General features: G+C 49.5%; 22 protein-coding genes. 12 read left to right on the top strand and 10 right to left on the bottom strand.

Annotated features, from left to right (window positions below; genetic code table 11):
* Nucleotides 1–86 precede the first annotated feature (86 nt).
* Together AC04MQ_RS13675 and AC04MQ_RS13670 are read left to right on the top strand one after the other, a co-directional pair.
* Nucleotides 87–872, top strand: a complete 786-nt coding sequence (locus tag AC04MQ_RS13675) for a phosphatidate phosphatase App1 family protein (protein ID WP_475392333.1) — start codon at nucleotides 87–89, stop codon at nucleotides 870–872.
* 4 nt (nucleotides 873–876) lie between these two features.
* The gene (locus AC04MQ_RS13670; protein WP_475392332.1) at nucleotides 877–2,052 is read left to right on the top strand and encodes a hypothetical protein; all 1,176 of its coding nucleotides are present in this window, start codon (nucleotides 877–879) and stop codon (nucleotides 2,050–2,052) included.
* 25 nt (nucleotides 2,053–2,077) lie between these two features.
* Here the strand turns inward: AC04MQ_RS13670 and AC04MQ_RS13665 are convergent, their stop codons facing one another.
* Genes AC04MQ_RS13665 through AC04MQ_RS13650 form a run of 4 tightly spaced genes read right to left on the bottom strand, consistent with a single transcriptional unit; the run spans nucleotide 2,078 to nucleotide 4,980 of the window.
* Nucleotides 2,078–3,031, bottom strand: coding sequence for a hypothetical protein (locus AC04MQ_RS13665; protein ID WP_475392331.1), 954 nt, complete (start codon nucleotides 3,029–3,031; stop codon nucleotides 2,078–2,080).
* A 42-nt stretch (nucleotides 3,032–3,073) separates the two neighbouring features.
* Complete coding sequence (pyrE, locus tag AC04MQ_RS13660) at nucleotides 3,074–3,589, bottom strand: orotate phosphoribosyltransferase (protein ID WP_475392330.1); 516 nt, start codon at nucleotides 3,587–3,589, stop codon at nucleotides 3,074–3,076.
* Nucleotides 3,590–3,621: 32 nt separating this feature from the next.
* Complete coding sequence (gene cutA / locus AC04MQ_RS13655) at nucleotides 3,622–3,936, bottom strand: divalent-cation tolerance protein CutA (RefSeq protein WP_475392329.1); 315 nt, start codon at nucleotides 3,934–3,936, stop codon at nucleotides 3,622–3,624.
* A gap of 3 nt (nucleotides 3,937–3,939) precedes the next feature.
* The gene (locus AC04MQ_RS13650; protein ID WP_475392328.1) at nucleotides 3,940–4,980 is read right to left on the bottom strand and encodes a CNNM domain-containing protein; all 1,041 of its coding nucleotides are present in this window, start codon (nucleotides 4,978–4,980) and stop codon (nucleotides 3,940–3,942) included.
* A 236-nt stretch (nucleotides 4,981–5,216) separates the two neighbouring features.
* Here AC04MQ_RS13650 and AC04MQ_RS13645 point away from each other — a divergent pair, with 236 nt between their 5' ends.
* The 3 genes from AC04MQ_RS13645 (at nucleotide 5,217) to AC04MQ_RS13635 (ending at nucleotide 7,492) form a co-directional block, all read left to right on the top strand.
* Nucleotides 5,217–6,002 (top strand): dienelactone hydrolase family protein, encoded by a 786-nt coding sequence (locus AC04MQ_RS13645; RefSeq protein WP_475392327.1) that lies wholly within the window; start codon nucleotides 5,217–5,219, stop codon nucleotides 6,000–6,002.
* A 109-nt stretch (nucleotides 6,003–6,111) separates the two neighbouring features.
* The gene (locus tag AC04MQ_RS13640) at nucleotides 6,112–6,885 is read left to right on the top strand and encodes a carbonic anhydrase family protein (RefSeq protein WP_475392326.1); all 774 of its coding nucleotides are present in this window, start codon (nucleotides 6,112–6,114) and stop codon (nucleotides 6,883–6,885) included.
* A gap of 97 nt (nucleotides 6,886–6,982) precedes the next feature.
* The gene (locus AC04MQ_RS13635; protein ID WP_475392325.1) at nucleotides 6,983–7,492 is read left to right on the top strand and encodes a hypothetical protein; all 510 of its coding nucleotides are present in this window, start codon (nucleotides 6,983–6,985) and stop codon (nucleotides 7,490–7,492) included.
* A gap of 102 nt (nucleotides 7,493–7,594) precedes the next feature.
* Here AC04MQ_RS13635 and AC04MQ_RS13630 read toward each other — a convergent pair whose 3' ends face one another.
* The 4 genes from AC04MQ_RS13630 to fusA all read right to left on the bottom strand — a co-directional run bounded on the left by AC04MQ_RS13630 (nucleotide 7,595) and on the right by fusA (nucleotide 10,932).
* Nucleotides 7,595–7,849, bottom strand: coding sequence for a hypothetical protein (locus AC04MQ_RS13630; protein ID WP_475392324.1), 255 nt, complete (start codon nucleotides 7,847–7,849; stop codon nucleotides 7,595–7,597).
* Nucleotides 7,850–7,995: 146 nt separating this feature from the next.
* On the bottom strand, nucleotides 7,996–8,436 hold the full coding sequence (locus tag AC04MQ_RS13625) for a hypothetical protein (protein ID WP_015090098.1): 441 nt from the start codon (nucleotides 8,434–8,436) through the stop codon (nucleotides 7,996–7,998).
* Nucleotides 8,437–8,667, bottom strand: a complete 231-nt coding sequence (locus AC04MQ_RS13620) for a hypothetical protein (RefSeq protein ID WP_015090099.1) — start codon at nucleotides 8,665–8,667, stop codon at nucleotides 8,437–8,439.
* Nucleotides 8,668–8,823: 156 nt separating this feature from the next.
* Complete coding sequence (gene fusA / locus AC04MQ_RS13615; protein WP_015090101.1) at nucleotides 8,824–10,932, bottom strand: elongation factor G; 2,109 nt, start codon at nucleotides 10,930–10,932, stop codon at nucleotides 8,824–8,826.
* Between the two features lie 196 nt (nucleotides 10,933–11,128).
* Here fusA and AC04MQ_RS13610 point away from each other — a divergent pair, with 196 nt between their 5' ends.
* The 3 genes from AC04MQ_RS13610 to aat are packed head-to-tail and all read left to right on the top strand — an operon-like array spanning nucleotide 11,129 to nucleotide 14,321.
* Nucleotides 11,129–12,565, top strand: a complete 1,437-nt coding sequence (locus AC04MQ_RS13610; RefSeq protein ID WP_015090102.1) for a RecQ family ATP-dependent DNA helicase — start codon at nucleotides 11,129–11,131, stop codon at nucleotides 12,563–12,565.
* A 17-nt stretch (nucleotides 12,566–12,582) separates the two neighbouring features.
* On the top strand, nucleotides 12,583–13,656 hold the full coding sequence (locus AC04MQ_RS13605) for a PQQ-dependent sugar dehydrogenase (protein WP_041577028.1): 1,074 nt from the start codon (nucleotides 12,583–12,585) through the stop codon (nucleotides 13,654–13,656).
* Nucleotides 13,657–13,679: 23 nt separating this feature from the next.
* Nucleotides 13,680–14,321 carry a leucyl/phenylalanyl-tRNA--protein transferase gene (gene aat / locus AC04MQ_RS13600; RefSeq protein ID WP_475392323.1) on the top strand — a complete coding sequence of 214 codons (642 nt, stop codon included), beginning with the start codon at nucleotides 13,680–13,682 and terminating at the stop codon, nucleotides 14,319–14,321.
* Between the two features lie 19 nt (nucleotides 14,322–14,340).
* On the opposite strand, the gene AC04MQ_RS13595 is transcribed toward aat, so the two are convergent.
* On the bottom strand, nucleotides 14,341–14,922 hold the full coding sequence (locus AC04MQ_RS13595) for a hypothetical protein (RefSeq protein WP_015090105.1): 582 nt from the start codon (nucleotides 14,920–14,922) through the stop codon (nucleotides 14,341–14,343).
* Nucleotides 14,919–15,479, bottom strand: coding sequence for a cell wall hydrolase (locus AC04MQ_RS13590; protein ID WP_158320223.1), 561 nt, complete (start codon nucleotides 15,477–15,479; stop codon nucleotides 14,919–14,921). Before AC04MQ_RS13590 ends, AC04MQ_RS13595 begins: the two co-directional genes overlap by 4 nt.
* 251 nt (nucleotides 15,480–15,730) lie before the next feature.
* Between AC04MQ_RS13590 and AC04MQ_RS13585 the strand changes: the two genes are divergently transcribed.
* The 4 genes from AC04MQ_RS13585 to AC04MQ_RS13570 all read left to right on the top strand — a co-directional run bounded on the left by AC04MQ_RS13585 (nucleotide 15,731) and on the right by AC04MQ_RS13570 (nucleotide 21,563).
* Nucleotides 15,731–17,320: a polysaccharide deacetylase family protein gene (locus tag AC04MQ_RS13585; protein ID WP_015090108.1), complete on the top strand. Its 1,590-nt coding sequence runs from the start codon at nucleotides 15,731–15,733 to the stop codon at nucleotides 17,318–17,320.
* The gene (locus tag AC04MQ_RS13580) at nucleotides 17,320–18,195 is read left to right on the top strand and encodes a trypsin-like serine peptidase (protein ID WP_015090109.1); all 876 of its coding nucleotides are present in this window, start codon (nucleotides 17,320–17,322) and stop codon (nucleotides 18,193–18,195) included. The genes AC04MQ_RS13585 and AC04MQ_RS13580 overlap by 1 nt, the downstream gene beginning before the upstream one ends.
* A gap of 9 nt (nucleotides 18,196–18,204) precedes the next feature.
* A complete protein-coding gene (abc-f, locus tag AC04MQ_RS13575; RefSeq protein WP_015090110.1) occupies nucleotides 18,205–20,016 on the top strand; it encodes a ribosomal protection-like ABC-F family protein in 1,812 nt (603 codons plus the stop codon).
* Between the two features lie 80 nt (nucleotides 20,017–20,096).
* On the top strand, nucleotides 20,097–21,563 hold the full coding sequence (locus tag AC04MQ_RS13570; protein WP_015090111.1) for a DUF1254 domain-containing protein: 1,467 nt from the start codon (nucleotides 20,097–20,099) through the stop codon (nucleotides 21,561–21,563).
* The last annotated feature ends 34 nt before the right edge of the window (nucleotides 21,564–21,597 follow it).

Raw genomic sequence — 21,597 nt, 5'->3', positions numbered from 1 at the left:
GGACACTGGGTGTCGCTTGCTGTCTATTTCCTGGTCACTTTGGTGGCCGGGCAGGGTTTTTGGGAAATATTAAACAGGAGACGTCCATGAGAAAATACATCGCTTTACTTGCCGGATTGATGTTGTCAGCCTTTGCCGAAGCCAAGGTGCTTGTGGTGTCTGATATTGATGACACGCTGAAAGTATCCCATGTGCTGTCCAAAAAAGGGGCTGCGACTTCCTTTGCCGATGATGACAGCCGTTTCGTGGGCATGTCGGAAATCTTCCAGATGCTGAATTTGCAGCATGAAGATATTGAATTCCATTATGTGTCCCTGGCGCCGAAGCTTTTGATGAACGAGCAGCACACTGACTTCCTGGAGGAAAACGGTTTCCCGATCACAAAACTGCACATGAATTCCGGCATCAAGCAGGACCCTGAGCTGAAGCAAAAGGTCATTCGCAAGGTGCTGGCTGAAACCAACCCGGAAGTGGTGATCTATTTCGGCGACAACGGTCAGTTCGATGCCGTTGTTTACGATCAGATGGTGAAAGAGTTCCCGCAGATCCCGGCGGTCAGCTATATCCGCGAGGCGTATTCAAGACTTGATCGTTCCAAGTTCCCAACAATGGAAGGTCAGATTGGCTTTGTGACCAGTGTGGAAGTGGCGATTGATCTGATTTCCAAAGGTCTTTTGATGAAGAAGGCTTATGGCCCGATCGAGCAGATCGTTTACAAGCGTATGAAGAAAGACGACAAAGACGAAAAGTTCGGCCCAATGGTCTTCCCATGGTGGCAGGACTGCCGCGACTTCAAATGGCAGTGGAACGTCGTGAATCCATCCGAGAAGCTGCAAAAGATCCAGTCGACGATTGCTGAAAGATGTGGATAAGACCATGAAAAAGTCTTCTTTGTTCATTCTTGCTTTGAGTGCCTCCACAATGTTGGGGGCGTGCTCGTTTCAGAAGGAGCCTAACAAGCCTGCGAAGGTGATTGAGACTCCAAAAGAAGTAAAAGTGGGGATGACTAGGGAGGAAGTTAGGGAGCATCTTTCCAAAGCAGAGGCAGGAACTCTCCCTGATAGGATTCAATTTGCACTGAAAAATGAAGATATGGGATTAGCCTTAAAGATTGTTACGGAAGCCGACAGCTCAAGTCTGGAAGAGTATGGATCCGATGGAATTACTGCCTTGGATTTTGCGCTAAAGTCGAATGCGGAAGAGCTTGTGCTGCTGCTGCTTGAAAAAGGTGCTTCGCCCTATCGGTTCAGAAAGGGATCAACAACACGAATCATTGAAGCAAACGCAAGAAAGATTCAGGAACATGTCAACATCCGAGCGTTGGTAGATCAGGCTGGCAAGAGTTTGTATGAAGAAGGACTTCAATTTGCTGCTGCCTCCGTTGGTGGGCTCTTGGATTTTTCTTTGAGAACAGGGTATCCATTGACATCCAGAGAGTTCGGTCCAGTTTCAATATTGGAAACTTTTGGTAGAGAAATTGGAAAAGAGACTTTCTTTAAATTTAGAAGTGAGAAGGCCCGGAACGGGGACTGTAGTTCAGCGATCGAAGAAATTTTGGAGTATGTCAGTAAAACTGAGGCCTCAGAAAATATACCTTGGAATACTTTTTTTGATGCTTCAATTAGCATGAATAGTTTGCTTCTTGCTGACTATACGGGTCCTAAATCTGAGAAAAAGCCAACAGATTATATAGCCTTTCTTAGAAATGTAGAGAAAGAGGGCTATAAAAGACTAAGGGACGTCCAAAAGTTCTTTGGAGCTGAATTGATTTCAAATGCAATGTTGGAGGATAGTCTTATTCGATATATTCAAACAGCTGGAGAGACTGAGTTAGTTGCCCTTATTTATGATGAGACTTTTAGGAAAGAGATCTATGATCGTTTTCCAAATGCGTACCGAGAGCTTTACGAAAAGGTAGGACATATTCAGGTTGACGAAGAAGCAGAGGAAGTATTTGGCGAGGGAGAATTGCCTGGTGGAAAGATAGGTGCCGCCAGAGACATATTCGATCTTCAAATGAAAGGCGAAGATGTTGAGCTTCGCTGCGAATAAAAAAGGGGCTTCAAAGCCCCTTTTTTTATTTCTGTCCGCTGCCGGATCTGGATGGCATTGGAGGAGGTGGAGGTTGCGGTCTGTAGCCGCCGCCACCATCGCCGCTGAATACCGGCGGCTGACTGATTGGGGAGGATGCTGGTTTCAGCGCCATTCCTTTTAAAATACAAAAGTCTTTTTGAGAGTCCAAGTTCACTCGAGCGATATCGCAGGAGTTTGCCATAACGCCACAGAAGGCATGGGTCTCTTTATCGCCCATCGGCTTCTTCATAAACTTGTTGTTTAAGTCAGCCAGACAACGAGTCAGGCCTTGGTCTTTGTCACCTTTGGCAATGAACTCTTTGGACTTTTCCTTCTTTTCACCTGAAACGGTATAGTCTGACTCAAGTGCCTCTCTTAGCTTCTCTTTAAAGATCGCACGTTTTTCGTCTAGGCTGCGATTTTCAAACATCCCTTCAAACAAGTAGTTCATGTTTTCAAGTGCTGGTGTACTGGAAGTCCAACCAGTTTTGAAGCCCAGCTTTTCAGCTGCGTCGGCCATTTGCTTTTCCGATGGTCTTGCATCGCGATTTAGTAATTGGTTGAAGTAAGTCCAGTCAGCGTGGCTCATATCTTTGTACTCTCTCGAACGACCCACTTTTTTAGTATCTTTGCCCAGATACTCTGCGCAAAAACCATAGGTTTGAATGCGGCGGATGACCTCTTTTTGGAAGTTTTCTTTATCAACGTCGGAACGAACCGTATTGTAGCCGTATTCCTTTTGGACATTTAGTGCAATCATCGCCAACCATTTATCAGAAACATCTACAGGAGTATCCTTGTCGGCATAGTACTTTTGAATTCCGCAAGTGATGCACTCAAGGCCAGCATTTTTCATCTGGTTGTTTGTGCGGCAATCAAACTCATCATAGCCCGCAAGTGCGGGTAGGGCGGAAAAAGCAATGGCTGTAGCCAGTAACGCTTTAGAGAACTGTTTCATCCTGTCTTCCTCTCGATAAGATAAACCAGTTCTCTTTATCGGTTAGAAATCGGATTTCTTGAACAATGGACGAAGGTCCAGTCCGATCTCGGTCAGCTTGGGTTCCGGGAAGTGGGGCCCGCGGTGGATCACACACAGAACTGTGGAAATCTCAGCTCCGATAGAGCGTAAATCGGCGGAGGAAAGTACCACCTGGCCACCAGTGGTGACGACGTCTTCGATCACGCAGACCTTCTTGCCTTTGATTTCAAGGCCTTCTGCGAACTTGCAGGTACCGTATTCTTTGGCCTCTTTACGAACGAACACGCAAGGGATCCCGGTTTCCAGGGACAAGGCGGTGGCGATCGGGATGCCGCCCATTTCAAGGCCGGCCAGAACTTCGGTGCCCGCGGGAATCAATGGAACCATTTGTTTGGCGATTTCACGCAGCAAAGCGGGCTGTGCCTCAAAACGATACTTGTCGAAGTATTCGTTCGAGATCTGGCCTGAGCGCAATTTGAATTCACCCGTCAGGTGAGCGATGTCGTAAATGTTCTTGGCAAGTTCTTGTCTGGTCATGGCGATAGCTCCTTCGCTTTTCAAAGCTAGGGCTATCTTTGACTTTCTTCAAGCCAGTTCTTGAAAGCGGGATTGATTCCCAGGACGGGGAGAGTCATGACGCAAGGAACGTCATAGGGATGAAGCTCTTCCACCTTTTTTGTGATTCTGCTCTGTGCATCAGGGGTGTTCAAAGCCTTCAGGATCAGGATATGCTCGGAGCTTGTTTCTAATTTTCCCTCCCACCAGTACATCGATTCCATGCCTGGAATGATGTTGGCGCAACCGACAAGTTTTTCCTGCAACAGAGTTCTTGCGATACTCTGTGCGGAAGTTTTGTCAGGGCAGGGGATATAGAAAATGATCACAGCTTAGCTCCGGCGCAGTTTCTGTTTGCGCATCTGCCACTGTTCAAGAGCGAACTTGCGCATGTCTTCAACGCTGTCCAGTTCGTCGACGATCTCAACGCCCAGAAGGGTTTCAACCGCGTCTTCCAAGCTGACCAGACCAGCCACGATACCGTATTCGTCAACGGCCAAAGCCACGTGCTCTTTTTCCTTGATAAAGAAATCCAGAACCTGGGACACAGTCATGCGTTCCGGGATGCTGGAAATCGGAGTCACGATTTCGCCGACGGTTTTGTCGTGCAAGTCGTTGGACAGCGTTTCGTGAATTTTATAGCGATAGGTCATGCCGATGATGTTATCAAGGCTGCCATCGTAAACCGGGATGCGCGAGAAGCGCAGTGGACGGTATTTGTTGAAGACCTCTTCCACAGTCAGGTCTTTGTCCAAAGCAAAGAACACGGATCTTGGGGTCATGATGTCGGAAACATAGATCTTGTCCAGCATCAGCAGGTTTTTGATGATGTTGGATTCTTTGCCTTTCAAAGTTCCTTCTTCCACGCCGATTTCGGCAGTCATCAGGATCTCTTCGCGGGTCACTTCCGGATCTTCAGAGTTTTTTGCAAACAAACGGCCCAGCCACTCGGACATGATCACCAGTGGATACAGCAGAAGAATCATCAGCTGGATGGTGTAAGCCGAAAAAGGAATCAGGGCTTTCCAGTGAGCAGCGCCGATGGATTTTGGAATGATCTCGGACAGGATCAGAATCAGGAAGGTCAGGGCGAAAGAGGCCGCGGTGACAGCTTCATGTCCGTAGTGAATCTGGATCTGGTAGGCGATGGCGGCAGAGCCAAGGGTGTGGGAAACGGTGTTCAGGGTCAGGATGGCAGAGATAGGGCGGTCGATGTTTTCTTTCAGATGTTCAAGAAGCTTGCCGCTTCTTTTATTCTCTTTGACCAGCACCCCGATGTACGCGGAGGTCGAGGTCAAAAGAACAGCTTCCAGCATGGAGCATAAGAAAGAGATACCGATGGTACTGAAGAACAGAACAATAATAATCGTCATAGAGTGATGCTTAAATCTGAGAAGTTAAATGTGACGGGCAGACGCCTGTGATATTCCATAGAGACTAGAGTGTATCACATCCGGGAAGGGACCTGTCTATAACGCGACTTGCAAGAAGTCCTGATATAATAGAGATAAAACAGGAATTTGTGACTCGTCAGGACTGGGAACAGGGTTTTTTGACCTTTTGCCGGGTCCTTCTTAGACTTTGGTAAAGCTTAAAAGGAGTACTTAAGATGGTGAAGAAATTGGCAGCAGCCGTGTTGGCGTTCGGAGCATTCATGCAAGCTCATGCTGAAGTAAAGACTGAAATGGTTGAGTACAAAGACGGCAAGACCGTTTTGGAAGGCTTCCTGGCCCAGGATGATTCTGCCAAAGGACCGCGTCCGGCGATCATCATTGTTCATCAGTGGATGGGATTGGGTGACCATGAAAAAGCCAGCGCCCAGCGTTTGGCAGAAAAAGGTTATGTGGTTCTGGCGGCTGATATCTATGGAAAGGGTGTGCGTCCCGGATCTCCGGCAGAGGCCGGTAAACTTGCGGGTTCGTTCAAAGAGGACGTGAAGCTTTTGCGCGCACGTGAAAAAGCCGCCTTTGATTATCTGAAGAAGAATAAAAATGTGGATGCCAAGCAGATCGTCATCATGGGCTACTGCTTCGGCGGGACTGGCGCTTTGGAGGCGGCTCGTGCAGGCTTGCCGGTTGTTGGTGCGGTCAGCATTCATGGCGGCCTTGCCAGTAAGAATCCCAAAGATGTTAAAAACATCAAAACCAAGGTTCTGGTTTTGCACGGAGCGATTGACCCTTATGTGCCACCAGCAGAAGTCGATGGTTTCCTGAAAGAGATGAACGAAGCCAAAGTTGACTATCAGTTCGTGGCGTACTCTGGAGCAGTTCATGCTTTCACGCAAAAAGATGCGGGCAGTGATCCTTCCAAGGGACATGCTTACAACGCGACCGCCGAAAAGCGCTCTTGGGAAGCTTTGACTTCCTTCTTGAATGAAGTCGCACCCATGAAGTAGCAGACCACTGTTCGGTGACACCGGACCCGGGTCAGTTTGCTCAAAAGTAACTATCACTGCTTTCCGCATCCATGCTGCGATGAAGACACTCTCAACAAAGGAAGTCTTCATGAAAGCAGTGATAGCAGCTTTAATTTCCACCGTCTTCCTGGCAGCTTGTGCCTCGAAGGAAAAGCACCCACCACAACAGACTCAGGCACCTCCGCAGGCGGAAGCTTCCGTTGCACAATCCGGCCCGTTCATGAGCAAAGAGCCCGCAACTCCACAGGATGAACTTGATGCCCTGGTGGAAGGCAACCGACGTTTTGTTCAGAACGAAATGCGCGGCCATGATTTTGAATATCAGATCAACAAAACCAAAGATGGGCAGAAACCCTACGCGGTGATCTTAAGCTGCCTGGATTCACGGGTCCCGGTTGAGGTCGTGTTTGATCAGGGGATCGGCGAACTCTTTGTCGCCCGTGTTGCCGGGAACATTGAAAACGATGACATCCTTGGCAGTATGGAATTTGGAACTGCCGCGATGGGGGCAAAACTGATTGTGGTCTTAGGGCACACCAAGTGCGGGGCGGTCAAAGGGGCCTGCAACAACGTGAAGCTGGGGCATTTGACCGGAACACTGAAGAAAATCGAACCGGCAGTGAAGCAGGCCCGACGTGATATTCCAAACTTTGACCCGGAAAATTATGACCATGTTGACCATGCTTCCGAGCTGAATGTGAAGCTCACGGTCGATCGTATTCGTCAGAAAAGTCAGATCGTCCGCGATCTGGAGGCTCAGGGCAAAGTGCGCCTCATAGGGGCGATGTATGATATTTCCACGGGCAAGGTGGGCTTCCTTCCAGACAAGGTCTTGGATACCCAGAAGCTGTCTAAATACTGAACAATCGTGAAATTATGGCAAGGGTGGTGACGGGGAATGGCCCTTTCACCACCCTTTGTGTTAAAGACTTCGCTTTGAATACAAAAGGAGTCTTCATATGAAAACAATCTTGCTGGCGGCCCTGCTTTCTCTTTCTTTCGCGGCGCCAACCTTTGCCAATATCTCTGACAATTCCCAGGACGTGGTTTCTGCTAAAAAGGGAAAAGGCAAATCCGAGCCGGCTCCGAAAGAAGACGACGGTGGTCGTGGTGAAGAAAAAGACCCTCGTGAAGAAACCTATGAAGGCAATGACCGTAACAGCGGTGGTTCCTTTGATGGTGGCGGTTATGGCAACGGCGGATTCGATGGCGGCGGCTATGGCGGTGGTGACGGTGGCGGCATGATCGGTGAGATCTTCTCTGTTCCGGGTAAAGGCAAAACCTATCCCGTGACTTCCAACACCACAGTTGAAGATCGTGGCGATGTTCTGGTTTACACAACACGCACTCAGGAAGACATCAGTTATGATGAAACCTGCACAACGATTTCTGTTTTGGTTGTGGCGAAATCCACAGGCAAAGTGATTTCTTCTGACAGCAACGAATATTGCAATCGCTGGCCTCAATAGTCTTCAGATCTGAAATCTGAAAACGAAAAGAGCTGACCCCAAAAGGTCAGCTCTTTTTTTATTCCCAGGGCCTGTCCGCCGAAGCCTTGGCGAAAGAGGAAATTATTTTTTGTCCGTAGCCTCATCGACTTTGTCTTTCACATAGTCGGCGCCTTCTTCAGCGCGGTTCTGGCCTTTTTTCGCCAGACACTTCACATCGCCTTCCATGCACACGGCTTCTTCAGCACGGTTCATGGCTTTTTTTGCACCACGTTTCACGTCATTGGCAGTTGATTTTGCTTTTTCAGAGACAGTCTCTTCCGCGTGAGCGACAGACATAAAACCAAACAAAGCCAATACCACGATAATGTGTTTCATTTCAGATTCCTTTCGTGAATCAAGTGTTGCACCTAAACAAAGCAACCTGGATGCCACGATGAGATCCCGTTAAATTGAATTTGAAGGGGGAGAAAAAGGCAGATGGGACAAAAATCCCCGCAGGTGCGGGGATTCGTGGGACGGCTCTAGCTGGCTTCAGAAGTTTTTGCGCGTTTGCTTTGGCGTTCTTCCACGTAGTCCATCACCAGCAAGGCCACGGCATTTTCCAGGGCGCCGGATTGTTTGGCAGCCGCAGGTTTTTCAACGAAACCCAAAGCTTTCAGCCACGTCTTTTTGTTCAGACTGTAAATCAATACACCGGCAGAAACCACGGTCATTACAAGGTACACAATCATGCCGCCAGTGATCTGAAACTCTTCCCCCTTGTCCAGCTGGCCGGCAAGGCTTGCGATGAACAGCGAGATCCCCACGCAGCTTAAAGCGAGTGATCCGATGGTGGATACCAGAACGAACGTCAGCGCGCGCAGATGCAACACCAGTTGCTGGGTGAAGGCGATGCCGGGTTCTTTGAACAGGCTTTTGGCGTTACCGATAAAGAAAGAAATGATGGGCAGAAGGAAGTTCATTTAGTCATCCTTTCTTTTGTACAGCATGCGCGCGATCACAAAGCCTGCAAGCGCCGCGATGCCGACAGAGGCCCATGGGTTTTCTTTCATGGTTTGAGTCAGGCCGTCTTTCAGGTCTTTGATTTGTTCACGTTGCTCGCCGGGAATTTTGTTTTTGATGGTGTCAGTCTGAGCTTTCAGTTCTTCCTGAAGCTGCTTTTTAATTTCGGCAATAAGCTGATCGCGATCCATGGCTGTCGTCCTTGGCTGATAAGATGATTTTACGAATCTCTTTTCGGCACAAACAGCAGGGATGTTAAGTTTTTCCGGATGAAGGTCGGGGCGGGGAAATAAAAAAAGCCCGGTGTTTCCACCGGGCTTTGAAGTTTGAAGATCAAACTTTGAAGACTACTTTTGCTCAGCTGCGCGCTTAGCTTGGTATTTCTTCGCAAGCTCTTCCTGGATGTTACGAGGTACTGGAGCGTACTTCGCGAATTCCATGGAGAACTCACCTTTACCTTTGGTCGCAGAACGAAGGTCTGTAGAGTAACCGAACATTTCTGTCAGTGGTACTTCAGCTTCGATCACGCAGTTACCTTCGAATGCAGTAGTTGCAACGATGGAACCACGGCGTTGGTTGATTTGACCAACAGCGGAACCTTGGTATTCGTCTGGAACTGTCGTCTCAAGCTTCATGATCGGCTCAAGAACAGTTGGTTTAGCGGAAGCGTAAACTTCACGAAGAGCCGCCATACCAGCGATTTTGAACGCCATGTATGAGGAGTCGACATCGTGGTACGCGCCGTCTTCCAGAACAACTTCAACGCCAACGATCGGGAAGCCAATCAGAGGACCTTTAACAGTCTGCTCTTTGAAGCCTTCTTCAACCGCAGGGATGAATTCCTTAGGAATACGACCACCGACAACTTTGTTTTCAAATTTGAATACAGCGCCGTCTTCTTGTGGAGGAAGAGGTTGGATTTTACCAACGATCTTCGCGTATTGACCGGAACCACCAGTTTGTTTTTTGTGAGTGTAGTCGTACGGAGCTTCAACGGAGATAGTCTCACGGTAAGCAACCTGAGGTTGACCCACGATAACTTCACAGTTGAATTCACGTTTCATACGCTCAACGTAGATTTCCAAGTGCAACTCACCCATACCAGAGATGATAGTCTCGTTGGATTCCTCGTCACGGTGTACGCGGAATGTAGGGTCTTCCTTACGGAATTTCTGAAGAGCTTTGGAGAAATTGTTCGCCGCAGTTTTATCTTTAGGCGCAATTGCCAAGCTGATAACGGAATCAGGTACGTGCATGGATTGCATGGACGCCTGGATGTTCTCGTCACAGAAAGTGTCACCGGAAGCACAGTCGATACCGAACAATGCTACGATGTCACCAGCGTAGGATACGTCGATATCTTCCATTTTGTCAGAGTGCATACGAACCAAGCGAGGAATCTTAACAGATTTCTTGTTCACTTGATTGACGATGAAATCGCCTTTGCCCATTTTACCTTGGTAAACGCGCATGTAAGTTAGCTGACCGAATGGAGTCTCTTGAAGTTTGAACGCAAGAGCAACCAATGGCTTCGTGGAGTCTGGGAACAGGTCGAACTTCTCTTCGTTCTTGGTGATATCAAGAGCTTGCTCTTTTTTCTCAGCAGGAGACGGAAGATAGTAAGTAACCGCGTCCATCAGACGCTGAACACCTTTATTTTTGAAAGCAGAACCGCAAAGAACCGGAACAATTTTCAAGCTGATGGTGCCCTTACGGATAGCCGCACGGATCTCTTCAGTTGTTGGCTCTTCTTCCATCAAGAATTTCTCTTCGATAGCAGAGTCAACGTCAGCCAATTTACCGATCATGATCTGACGGTATTTTTGTGCAGTTTCAACCAGATCAGCCGGGATTTCTTCAACTAGAACGTTTTCGCCGGAGTCACCTTGGTTGATGTAAGCTTTCATGTCAGTCAGGTCAACGTGACCTCTGTGCTGATCTTCCAAACCGATTGGGATCTGGATCATAACTGCGTTCAAACGCAATTTTTCGATCAAAGCATCAGTAACACGGTATGGGTTGGCACCTTGACGGTCCAATTTGTTCACGAATGCCAAACGAGGAACGTTGTAACGTTTCATCTGACGGTCAACAGTGATGGACTGAGATTGAACGCCGGCAACACCGCAAAGCAACAGGATCGCACCGTCAAGAACGCGAAGAGAACGTTCAACTTCAACTGTGAAGTCCACGTGCCCCGGTGTATCGATCAAATTGATTGTGTAATCCTTCCACTGAACCTGAGTTGCAGCAGACTGGATGGTGATCCCTTTTTCTCTCTCTAGATCCATGGAGTCCATTGTTGCACCAACGCCGTCTTTTCCACGAACTTCGTGGATGGCGTGGATTCTTCCTCCATAGAACAGAATACGTTCAGAAGTTGTGGTTTTCCCGGAGTCGATGTGCGCCGAGATACCAATGTTTCTGACCATATCAATATTCCACTTTTTGGACATATCTTTACCCTTCGTTTATATGGTTTTAATCGCTGTTATTATTAGCAAAAATTAAACAAATTTTATGAAAGTACTCGAATTATCATCAAATACTACTAAGTGCAAAAAAAGATTCTAGGCCAGAATCCCAACGCACCGCATCCTCGAGGCGGTTGGCTAGTCGGGCCCCTCTCAGTAGCGTAGACTGATCGGCACTATGACCGATCTTCTTCAGCTTTTAAAAGCGAACTTTCCTTTTACTTCTTTCCGGGGCGAGCAAGAGCAAATCCTGCATAAAGTTTGGGCAAACCAGAACCTGCTGGCTTTAATGCCCACGGGAATGGGAAAAAGCCTCTGCTTTCAGTTTCCGGCAAAGACCCGCGAGGGCCTGGTTGTCGTCATTTCCCCCTTGATCGCCCTGATGCAGGATCAGGTTTTCAAGGCCCAGGAACTGGGGATCAGCGCCACGTTTTTAAGTTCCACTTTGAGCCGGGACGAACGGGAGTCCCGGCAGAACCGCCTGGCCAAGGGCGACTTCAAACTGATCTATGTGACTCCGGAGCGGTTCCGTAAACCTGAGTTTCTTCAAGCTATTGAAAAACGGGCGATCCAGCTTTTGGCCGTGGATGAGGCCCATTGTATTTCCCAGTGGGGGCATGACTTCCGCCCGGACTATTCCCGGGTCGGAGAGTTTCGCGCCCTTTTGGGCAATCCGCCGACTTTGGCGCTGACGGCAACGGCGACGCCCGAGGTTCAAAAAGACATCCTGAAAAAACTGAACATGGAAGATGCCCTGATCATTTCTGCCGGGATTGAGCGTCCGAACCTGGCTTTGAATGTTCACGACATCTATGGAATCGATGAAAAGATCCGCGCCATCGTGGGTCTTCGTCATCTGACGCCAGGAACGGCGATCATCTATTGTTCGCTGATTCAAACTCTGAAGAAAGTGTCTTCCGCCCTGAACCGCCTGGGGATGGCGCATCTGGTGTATCACGGCGATTTGCCGCCACAGGATCGCAAGCGCAATCAGAAAGCTTTCCAGACCGAAGAAGCTCCGCTGATGATTGCGACACCTGCTTTCGGTTTGGGTATTGATAAAAGCAACGTGCGTCTGTTGATTCATGCCGAAACTCCGAATTCATTGGAATCGTATTTTCAGGAAGTCGGTCGTGCCGGTCGTGACGGGGCCGAGTCGTCTTGTCATCTGCTGTATGACCAGGACGATGTCAGCATTCAGATGGAGTTTTTGAAATGGTCTCACCCCGAGCCTGATTTCATCCGCAAAATCTACCAACTGATAGAAGACAAAAGAATGCAGGTGGATCAGGGCGGGTTTGACTTCCTTCGCGAACAAATGAATTTTAGAAATCGCCGGGACTTCAGATCTGAAGCCGCGGTCAGTATTCTGGAGCGCTGGGGCTGTCTGCAGAAATCTGACGATCCGTTTCCGTATGCTTGTGTGCATGAACCCACGGACGAACAGTTTCTGGCGGAAAACGGCGAAGCTATTTTGCGCGCTCAGAACACCAAGCTTTTGCAGATGGTTCAGTGGGCGAATCAGGACAGCGAGTGCCGCATGAATCGAATCTATGCGTATTTTGGGCATGAGCACGCGGAACCGTGCGGGAAATGCGATATTTGCAAACGATAGAACTTAAGGAGGTTGTGATGAGAGCTGGATGGATTGTTTCTTTTGTGCTTTTGATTTCGCTTTCTGCGGTGGCGAAGCAACTTCCTTTGGAAAAACTGAAAATGCCTGCGGGGTTTCAGATTTCGGTGTGGGCCCAGGTGCCGGGGGCTCGGTCTTTGGCGCAGGCTCCGGATGGCCGGATTTTTGTGGGTTCTCGTTCGGGCGACAAGGTTTATGTGGTGAAGGATGGCAAGACCAGCATCTTCGCGCAGGGCCTGGATACTCCAAATGGGGTCGCCTATAAAGATGGAAAACTTTATGTGGCCGAGATCGCGCGCATTCACGAATTTGATGCCAGCCCCAATGTGAAGCTGCCGGCAAAACCACTGCGTGCTTTGCCGCAGAGCTTTCCTTCGGACACTCACCATGGCTGGAAGTTCATCCGCTTTGGCCCGGATGGGAAGCTGTATGTGCCGGTGGGCGCTAACTGCAACATCTGTGATCCGGGGACGGATTATGCACGTATCTATCGCATCGACGTGAACGGCACCAGCAAAGAGGAAGTCGCTTCCGGCGTGCGCAACACTGTCGGTTTTGATTTTCATCCGCAATCAAAAGAACTGTGGTTCACCGATAACGGTCGCGACTGGATGGGGGATGATCGTCCCCCATGTGAAGTGAACCGTTTGACCAAAACAGGTCAGAACTTCGGATTCCCGTTTTGTCATGGTAAGGACACGCTGGATCCTGACTTCGGCAAAGGCAAAAAGTGTTCAGACTATGTGGCTCCGGTCGTGGAGCTTCGTGCGCACGTGGCGCCTCTGGGTATGCGCTTTTACACCGGTTCTCAGTTCCCGGCACCATACAAAGACAGCATCATTCTGGCTGAACACGGTTCCTGGAATCGTTCCACCCCGCAAGGGTATCGCCTGACGTTTGTGAAACTGAATGGTTCCAATGTTGAAAAAACCGAATCTTTCATCGAGGGCTGGTTGCAGGGTGATTCGTCCTGGGGGCGTCCGGTTGACGTGGAAGTTTTGCCCGACGGGTCCATGTTGATTTCTGATGACAAAGCGGGCGTGATTTATCGTCTGATTTACAAGGTAAAATAATGCAGGGGAAGTTGCGATCTTCAGTGGACTTTCCCGATCCGCGCGAAACTTTGGCCGAAGGAATTCTGGCCATCGGCGGATCTTTGGATGTGGGCACGCTTTACTCGGCCTACAGCAAAGGGATTTTTCCGTGGCCTCAGCCAGGTCTGCCGATGCTGTGGTTTTCTCCGGAAGAACGGGGCGTGCTGGAGTTTCGTGATTTCCACGTGCCTGAAAGTCTGCGCCGTTTTCGCAAGCGTCATCCCGAAATTCACTTTTCAGTGAATCAGGATTTTCACCACGTGCTGGAGGAATGTTCCAAACAGCCTCGTCCTGGTCAGGATGGTACCTGGATCACGGGGCAGATGAAACGCGCCTACCTGGAATTCTTCAAGGCCGGTTATTGCATGTCGGTGGAGGTTCGTGAAAACAACGTTTTGATCGGCGGCATATACGGTGTGCTGGTCGAAGGCGTGTTCAGCGGTGAAAGCATGTTCTATCGAAAGCCCAATGCTTCAAAATTGGCACTGTGGAGACTGGTGGAAGTTCTGTCAGAGCAGGGGCACGAATGGATCGATGTGCAGATGGTGACGCCCGTGGTGGCCAGTATGGGCGGGAAGCTGATCGATCGCGAACAATATCTGGAAATGTTGGAACAAAGACACTTCCAGTTCGAAACAACATAAAAGGTTTCTGGTTCTTTTTTTATTCCAGAGTTACTTTGTTGGCTTTACCGTCTTTGATTTCGTAAACGGTTGCCGGGCCGAGATATCTTTCCACCTGAATGCCGACTTTTTTACCCAGCTTCTTGGCGTGTTCGTCCTCCGCGGGCAGAACATACAGTGGGATGCCGGTTTCTTTGGTTTTATCCTCTTTTTTCAAGACGGTTTTTTTGATGTCTTTTATATTCCAGGACTGGATTTCGACAGCTTTCCACTGACCTTCTTTTTTGGTCAATGCCACCGCGTACTGGCGGTGCAGATCACTTCCCAAAAGCACGATGTCTTTGTCGCCGTTGTTATCGAGGTCGGCGATAAAAGCCATGGGGACACCGTTGGGTTCGACTTCTTTGATCAGGCTTAAAATCGATTCTGGATAATCTTTCAGATCGAAAGTCAGAAACTCTGGATTCCAGTCGATCAGGGCTTTTTTGGCTTCAGCGGGCAAGGTGACCTTCACGGCCCCGTCCTGCACGGTGATTTCCGCTGTATCGGACGCCGATGTGGCGACCGGGGCGGCTGTGCTGCAAACACTGTAAAGAAGAGTTGCGATCAATGCTTTCATCATTTTGCACCTGTGCTTTTCTTGGTTTGGCTGCTGCTGCCAGAAGAGGAGTATTTGCCGATCACGCCCAGTTTTTTTGGACAGGATTCACCGCGCGGAACCAGGAAGGTGTGATTGCCGACCTTTCCACAGTGGGTCATGCGGCGAGCCCAGTAGGGACGGGCAATGCTGGGATTATAGTAATAGATGACGTCATTGGGGCCTTCCTTTACGGAAAGATTCACGGCCTTTTTACACATATCCAATGCTTCTTTGTCTTCATCTTTGGTGGCGTTGATATTGTTGCCGATGCGATCCTGAGTCCAGCTGAACTGGGCATCGTCATAAACGACGCCGCAGATGGAGCTTGGGTAAGCGTCATCTTCAGAGCGGGACAGAACCACTTTATTCACGGCCACCATGCCTTCGAAGGATTCTCCGCGGGTTTCATGGTAGCAGTTGCAAATCATGCAGTTGGTGGCGGATTGTCTTTTATTGCAGGTCATGGAAGCTGCAAATGCAGACGAGTTTATAAGGGACACACAGGCAATTATGAAAAGGGCAACGATCTGTATTTTCATTATTCTCATTTTATATGGGAAGTATTGAATTTGAAGAATTCTTTGTTTTTCTCCTCGACCTTCAGTGAATATGTGTTCCGAATCTTGGCCCAAAGTCCTGCTCATGACGTGTCTTATACTGAGACACTGATCGCCGTTAATTGTTCCTCGTTCAATCTTTGGACACCTTTTAGGGCCCAAACCCCGTGATTTCACGGGCATAGCCGTTGCAATCACCCTTATTGAATATTAAAAACAATACGGAGGATTCCATGTCCAAAAGAAAACTGATCGCAAAGGGCCTTGTGACTTTGTCTTTGTTCACTCAGCATTTTGCCTGGGCGCAAACAACCACCACAGTTAAAAGACCACCACAATTTGTGATGTTCGCTTTTGATGGATCCTATAATAATGAAGTCTGGCAGTATTCGCGTGACTACACGAAACTTAGAAAAGATGCGGGCGTGGACACACGTTTCACATTCTTTATCAATCCGGTTTATTTCCTAAGCCCTGACAATAAAACCTTCTATCAACCACCGGGTCAGCGTTTGATCCTGGATGGCGCTGGTAACGAAATGGCCACCAAAAACCGTGGTTCCGCTATCGGTTGGGGTGATGACAAACGTGATATCTCGGATCGTATTGACCAGATGAATGCGGCTTACCGTGAAGGCCATGAAATCGGTTCCCACGCCGTGGGTCACTTTGATGGTGGCTTCCGCAATAAAAAATGGGACCTGCGCTGGAGCGAGGCTGACTGGAAGTCCGAATTCACGCAATTCTATGCGATCCTGGATCGCGTGTTTGACCTGAATGGTATCACTAAAAAAGAATCCAAAGGTTTGTTGTTCAGAAACGAAATTACGGGTTTCCGTGCCCCGGTTCTGGGTGTCAGCCCGGGCTTGTGGCCGAACCTGCCTAAGTTTGGTATTCAATACGACACTTCCAAATTGAACTTCGTAAACTACTGGCCACAGAAAAACGAATTTGGCACATGGAACTTCCCGCTGGCTGAAGTGCCAGAACCAGGTGGCGCGCGCAAATGGATCTCTATGGATTACAACTTCTGCGTTCGTGACTCTGCCCGGGTGTTGAAGGAAGAACCTCAATCCATGCAGATCATGAAACGTGATAAAAGCGGCAACACGGTTAAAGCCAACAAGGCCCGTGACTGCTTGAACGAAGTTTCCACTGCGCAAAAAGCACAGGTGAAAGCCAACATGCTTTCAATCTATCGCAGCTACTTCAACAACAACTACTATGGCAACCGTGCTCCGGTTCACATTGGTCACCACTTCTCCAAATGGATGAGCGGTGCATACATGGAAGCTTTCTTCGAATTTGCGAACGAAGTGTGCTCCAAGCCAGAAGTGAAATGCGGTACTTACAATGAGCTTCAGGCCTTCATGGAGAAATCTTCTGCCTCTGAAGTTGAAGCATACAAAAAAGGCACTTTCGCGAAACTGCCGCGTCCTAAGTCCGCAAGCGTGGCTCGCCACCTGGATCTGAAGATCGACATGACCTCTGACCGTGACTTCATGAACATCTCCCTTGCGGGTCGTGATGCTCAGATGGCGGGTCTTAAGAAGTTCGTGACTGTGGGCGATGTGACTAAAGAAATCGACGGCATTATCGACCTGAAAGACATCCGTGAAGTGAGCGAGGCGGGTCAAGACGCTTTGGTTCGTATCTCGGTTGAAAACCGCATGAACAAAGAGATCGCCACCGCGACTTACACTGTGAAAGCGGTAGGCACTCAGAACGAAGTTGTGGACTCTGAGAACGTGGAAGGTCGCTGGGAACAAGGCCACATGGCTGAAGCTCACCGCGATGACGTGGACTTCACTAAAGGACACTAATGAATGTGTGGAAGGCCGCCCTTGCCGGGGCCCTTATCATGAATCTTGTCGGGTGCGGAGGAGGCTCTGCACCTTCGGCATTTGTAAACACTGATGGGACACTGACCCAGGGTGTGATTTATGGCGAGGATTCCATTCAGGAGGTTTCCACTCACACCCGCAACACCCGGGCCAACGTGGCTCTGGTTCATTCTGACAAATGGAACGAGATTATGAAGGGTGATGCTGCGTGGACCGTGGATGAAATCTACGGAACCGGTCAGCAGCTTCCCTGGAGTGATCAGGAATCCAAGGCCTTTTGTTCCGGAACTTTGGTGGCGCCGAAGATGGTCCTGACTGCAGGACATTGCTTCACTGAAGATCATACCTGTGAAAACACCGTATTTGTATTTAATGACGAGCAAAAGATGGAAGGGGCCACCGCCCGCAAGGGCTGGCAGTGCAAGCAGATCGTAGCGCAGAAAAATGACTTCCAGAGCGGCTTGGACTATGCCCTGGTTGAAGTGTCCATGCCCAAGGACGAAGTTGAACCCGTCGTCATGTCGACTATTGCGTCGGTCGTCGGCGATTCTGTTTACTCTATCGGTTATCCACTGGGCAGCCTTAAAAAAACCGCGCAGGGCAAAGTGCGCAGCGTGAATGAAATGGGATCTTTAGAGACCAATCTGGATGTTTTCGTCGGAAACTCGGGTTCTCCGGTGTTTGACAGCAAAACTCATGATTTGATCGGAATCCTGCACGGTGGTGAAGATGACTTCCAGCCGGAGAGCGAAGATGGCTCTGTTCAGATCATGAAATGCGCAGAGGACGGCTGTAAGGGCGAATTCGTCATTCCTATTCAGAAAATTGTGGCCGATATTGAGAAACAGAAGTAAGTTGGGGCCATGCTTCTCATCAATACACATAAGCTCGAAAAATCCTTTGCGGGGAAAACCCTGTTTAAAAACGTCTCTTTGGGCATTGAAGAGGGCGAACGCGTGGGCCTGGTCGGTCCTAATGGGGCCGGCAAATCCACTTTGCTGAAAATTCTGGCGGGCACCATGACTCCGGATTCCGGGGACGTGACTGCGAAAAAGGGTTTGCGTCTGGGGTATCTGGAACAAACGCCCACTTTCAAAAAAGATGAAACCATTCTGGATGCGGTGTTAAGCAAGGCGGAGGATCCTCACGAAGCCATTGGTTCGGCTTACGAGTGGATCGCTCGTCTGGAGCTGACTCAGTTCGGAGAAAACTTTCTGGTCAGCGAACTTTCCGGGGGCTGGAAAAAACGCGTGGCTTTGGCGCGTGAACTGGTGCGCGATCCTGAATTGTTGTTGCTGGATGAGCCGACGAATCACCTGGACGTGTCCAGTATCATGTGGCTGGAGGATTTCCTTAGCCGTGCGCCGTTTGCGACTTTGATCATCACGCACGACCGTTTGTTCCTGCAAAGAACTGTGAACAAGATTTTTGACCTTGATCCGAAAAATCCCAACTATCTGATTTCCACCACGGGTGGCTATCTGGAATATCTTGAGGAAAAGGCGATCTTGCTGGCCGGGCAGGAGCAGAAAGAGCTTGCGATGAAGAACACTCTTCGTCGTGAAACGGAATGGCTGCGTCGGGGAGCGAAAGCCCGTCTGACCAAACAGAAGGCCCGTATTGATCGTGCCGGCACTTTGAAAGAAGACGTCGAAGAGCTTTCTGCGAAGAATGCCGCCCGCAAAGTAAAAATTGAATTCAAAGAAACCGATCGCAATCCGCAGAAGCTGATTGAAGTCGATCATGTCACGAAAGCTTATGATGGCCGTGTGTTGTTCACTGATTTCAGTTATCTGGTGACGCCGAAAACACGTTTGGCATTGCTGGGGGACAACGGTTCGGGCAAGTCCACGCTGATCCGCATGCTGCTTCAGCAGGAAGCGCCGACCTCGGGTCGTGTGGTTCAGGCAGACAAGCTGAAGATTGCCTATTTTGAGCAAAACCGTGAAACGCTGAAGCCGAAAGAATCCGTTCTGAAAAACATCTGTCCTGACGGGGATTACGTCCACTATCAGGGCCAGTATGTATTTGCGCGCAGTTATCTGGAAAGATTCCTGTTCAACCGCCAGCAAATGGATCTGCCGGTGGAAAAACTGTCAGGTGGCGAGCAAAGCCGTCTGCGTTTGGCGCAGCTGATGCTGAACGAAGCCCAAGTGCTGATTCTGGATGAACCGACCAATGACCTGGACGTGGCAACCCTGACCGTGTTGGAGGATTCTTTAAAAGAATTCACCGGCGCTGTGATTCTGGTCACGCACGATCGTTTCTTTATGGATCAGGTGGCTTCCGACATTCTGGCATTGCACAAGAATCTGGATGGTTCCACTTCGATGGAACGTTTTGCCGGTTATCTGCAATGGGAAGAATGGTTCGAGGAACAAAAAGAACTGCAGGCTCAGGAACTAAAAAAAGAAAAGAAAGCTGAAAAGTCGGCGGGCAAACCCGTGAAGCTTTCCTTCAAGGAAAAGTTCGAGCTGGAAAACATGGAAGCCAACATTTTTGAAATGGAAGAAAAGTTGTCAAATCTGCAGATCGAAGCGGGCAAGCCCGAAGTGGTCAGCCAGGCTTCCAAGGTGCAGGAACTTTTCGCCGAGATTTCATCTTTGCAAAGCAAAGTCGAAGCCGCTTATGCCCGCTGGGCTGAGCTGGAAAAAAAGTCCAAAGGCCAAGCTTAACAGTCTAGCCTGGTGCATTCTTACATATTGCTGATCTTCAGAGCGCCTTCAATCATAAGTTGTTGAGCAAGGAGGCTCTCATGAAGATCCAATTCGTCAATCTGGCCGTTGCTCTGACGGCCGGGATGCTGGTGGCATCCTGCAGTTCGTCCGAGAAAAAAAGCACAGCATCGGTCAAGACCACGGCCAGCCCCGCTGAAATTCAAAAACTGGCGGAAGAAGTTTATATTTACGGTTATCCCATGGTTCTAGTGGAAACCAGCCGCGAGATTCTGACCAATGTTTCCCGCGTGACTGCGGATGCGGCCCCTGTGAATCAATTCCTGCATAAAGACCGCTTCCCGGATGCCAGCTTCACTCAAGTGGTCAGCCCCAATGCTGACACATTATATAGCTCCGCATTTTTGGATCTGTCGCGAGAACCCGTCATCCTCAGCGTTCCGGAGATGGGGAAGCGCTATTATCTGATGCAGATGATGAGTGCCTGGACGGATGTGTTTGCCTCGCCGGGAACCAGAACTACAGGTTCACATAAGGGGGACTTTGCGATCACGGGCCCTGGCTGGACCGGGGATCTTCCTACCGGGGTCACCGAGATCAAATCACCGACTAACACCGTGTGGATCATCGGACGCACGCAAACCAACGGACCGAAGGACTTTGCCGCCGTTCGTGAAATTCAGAAAAAATATCGTCTGACCACGCTCAGTTCCTGGCAGCAGTCTGACACCGAAGTTATTGCCACTCCCGCTCGTCAGGTCAGTTCCACGGTGGATATGAAAACTCCGCCGGTGGCGCAGGTGGAATCCATGGATGGGGTTGAGTTCATGGAAAAGTTCGCAGGATACCTGAAGCAGAATCCGCCGAAGGTCGAAGATTCGGCCATGGTTGAAAAGATGGCTCGTTTGGGAATTTCTGAAACCGGGCAGTTTGATGGGCGTGCATTGAGTGATGCTCAGCGGGTGGCGTTCAATCGCGGGGCGAAAATGGCCCTGGAAAAAATCGTAGCCATGAACCAGGCACCTCCTGGTGTGGAGGTCAGTGCGGGCTGGGTGTATTCCTATCACATGGGGGCTTATGGGGCTGACTATGAAAACAGATCCTATGTCGCCAAGTACTTCCTTGGGGCCAACCTTCCTCAGGATGCGGTTTATCCGCGCGCTTCGGTTGATGCCAATGGCATGCCGCTAAAAGGGGATAACAAGTACACCCTGCGCTTTAGCAAGGGGCAGTTGCCTCCGGTTCGGGCGTTCTGGTCCCTGACGATGTATAACTCCAAGCAGGGCTTCGTGAAAAACCCGCTAAACCGATATACGCTTGGGGATCGCGATAAATTGAAATACGGCAAAGACGGATCGCTGGAGCTGTACCTTCAAAGCGAGCGTCCTGAGGCCAGCAAAGTGGCTAACTGGCTGCCGGCTCCGGCAGGGGATGATTTCAACTTGCTGATGCGTTTGTACTGGCCCAAGGATGAAGTTCTTGGTCATCAGTGGCGTATGCCGGGTGTGCAGCAGGTGCAGCCAGCCACGGGCCTGAGTCTGCGTTAGGGAAATAAAAAAGGGGCTTTCAAGGCCCCTTTTT

The sequence above is a fragment of the Bdellovibrio sp. MYbb2 genome, from assembly GCF_056175685.1.
This window is presented reverse-complemented; position numbering and strand designations above follow the sequence as displayed.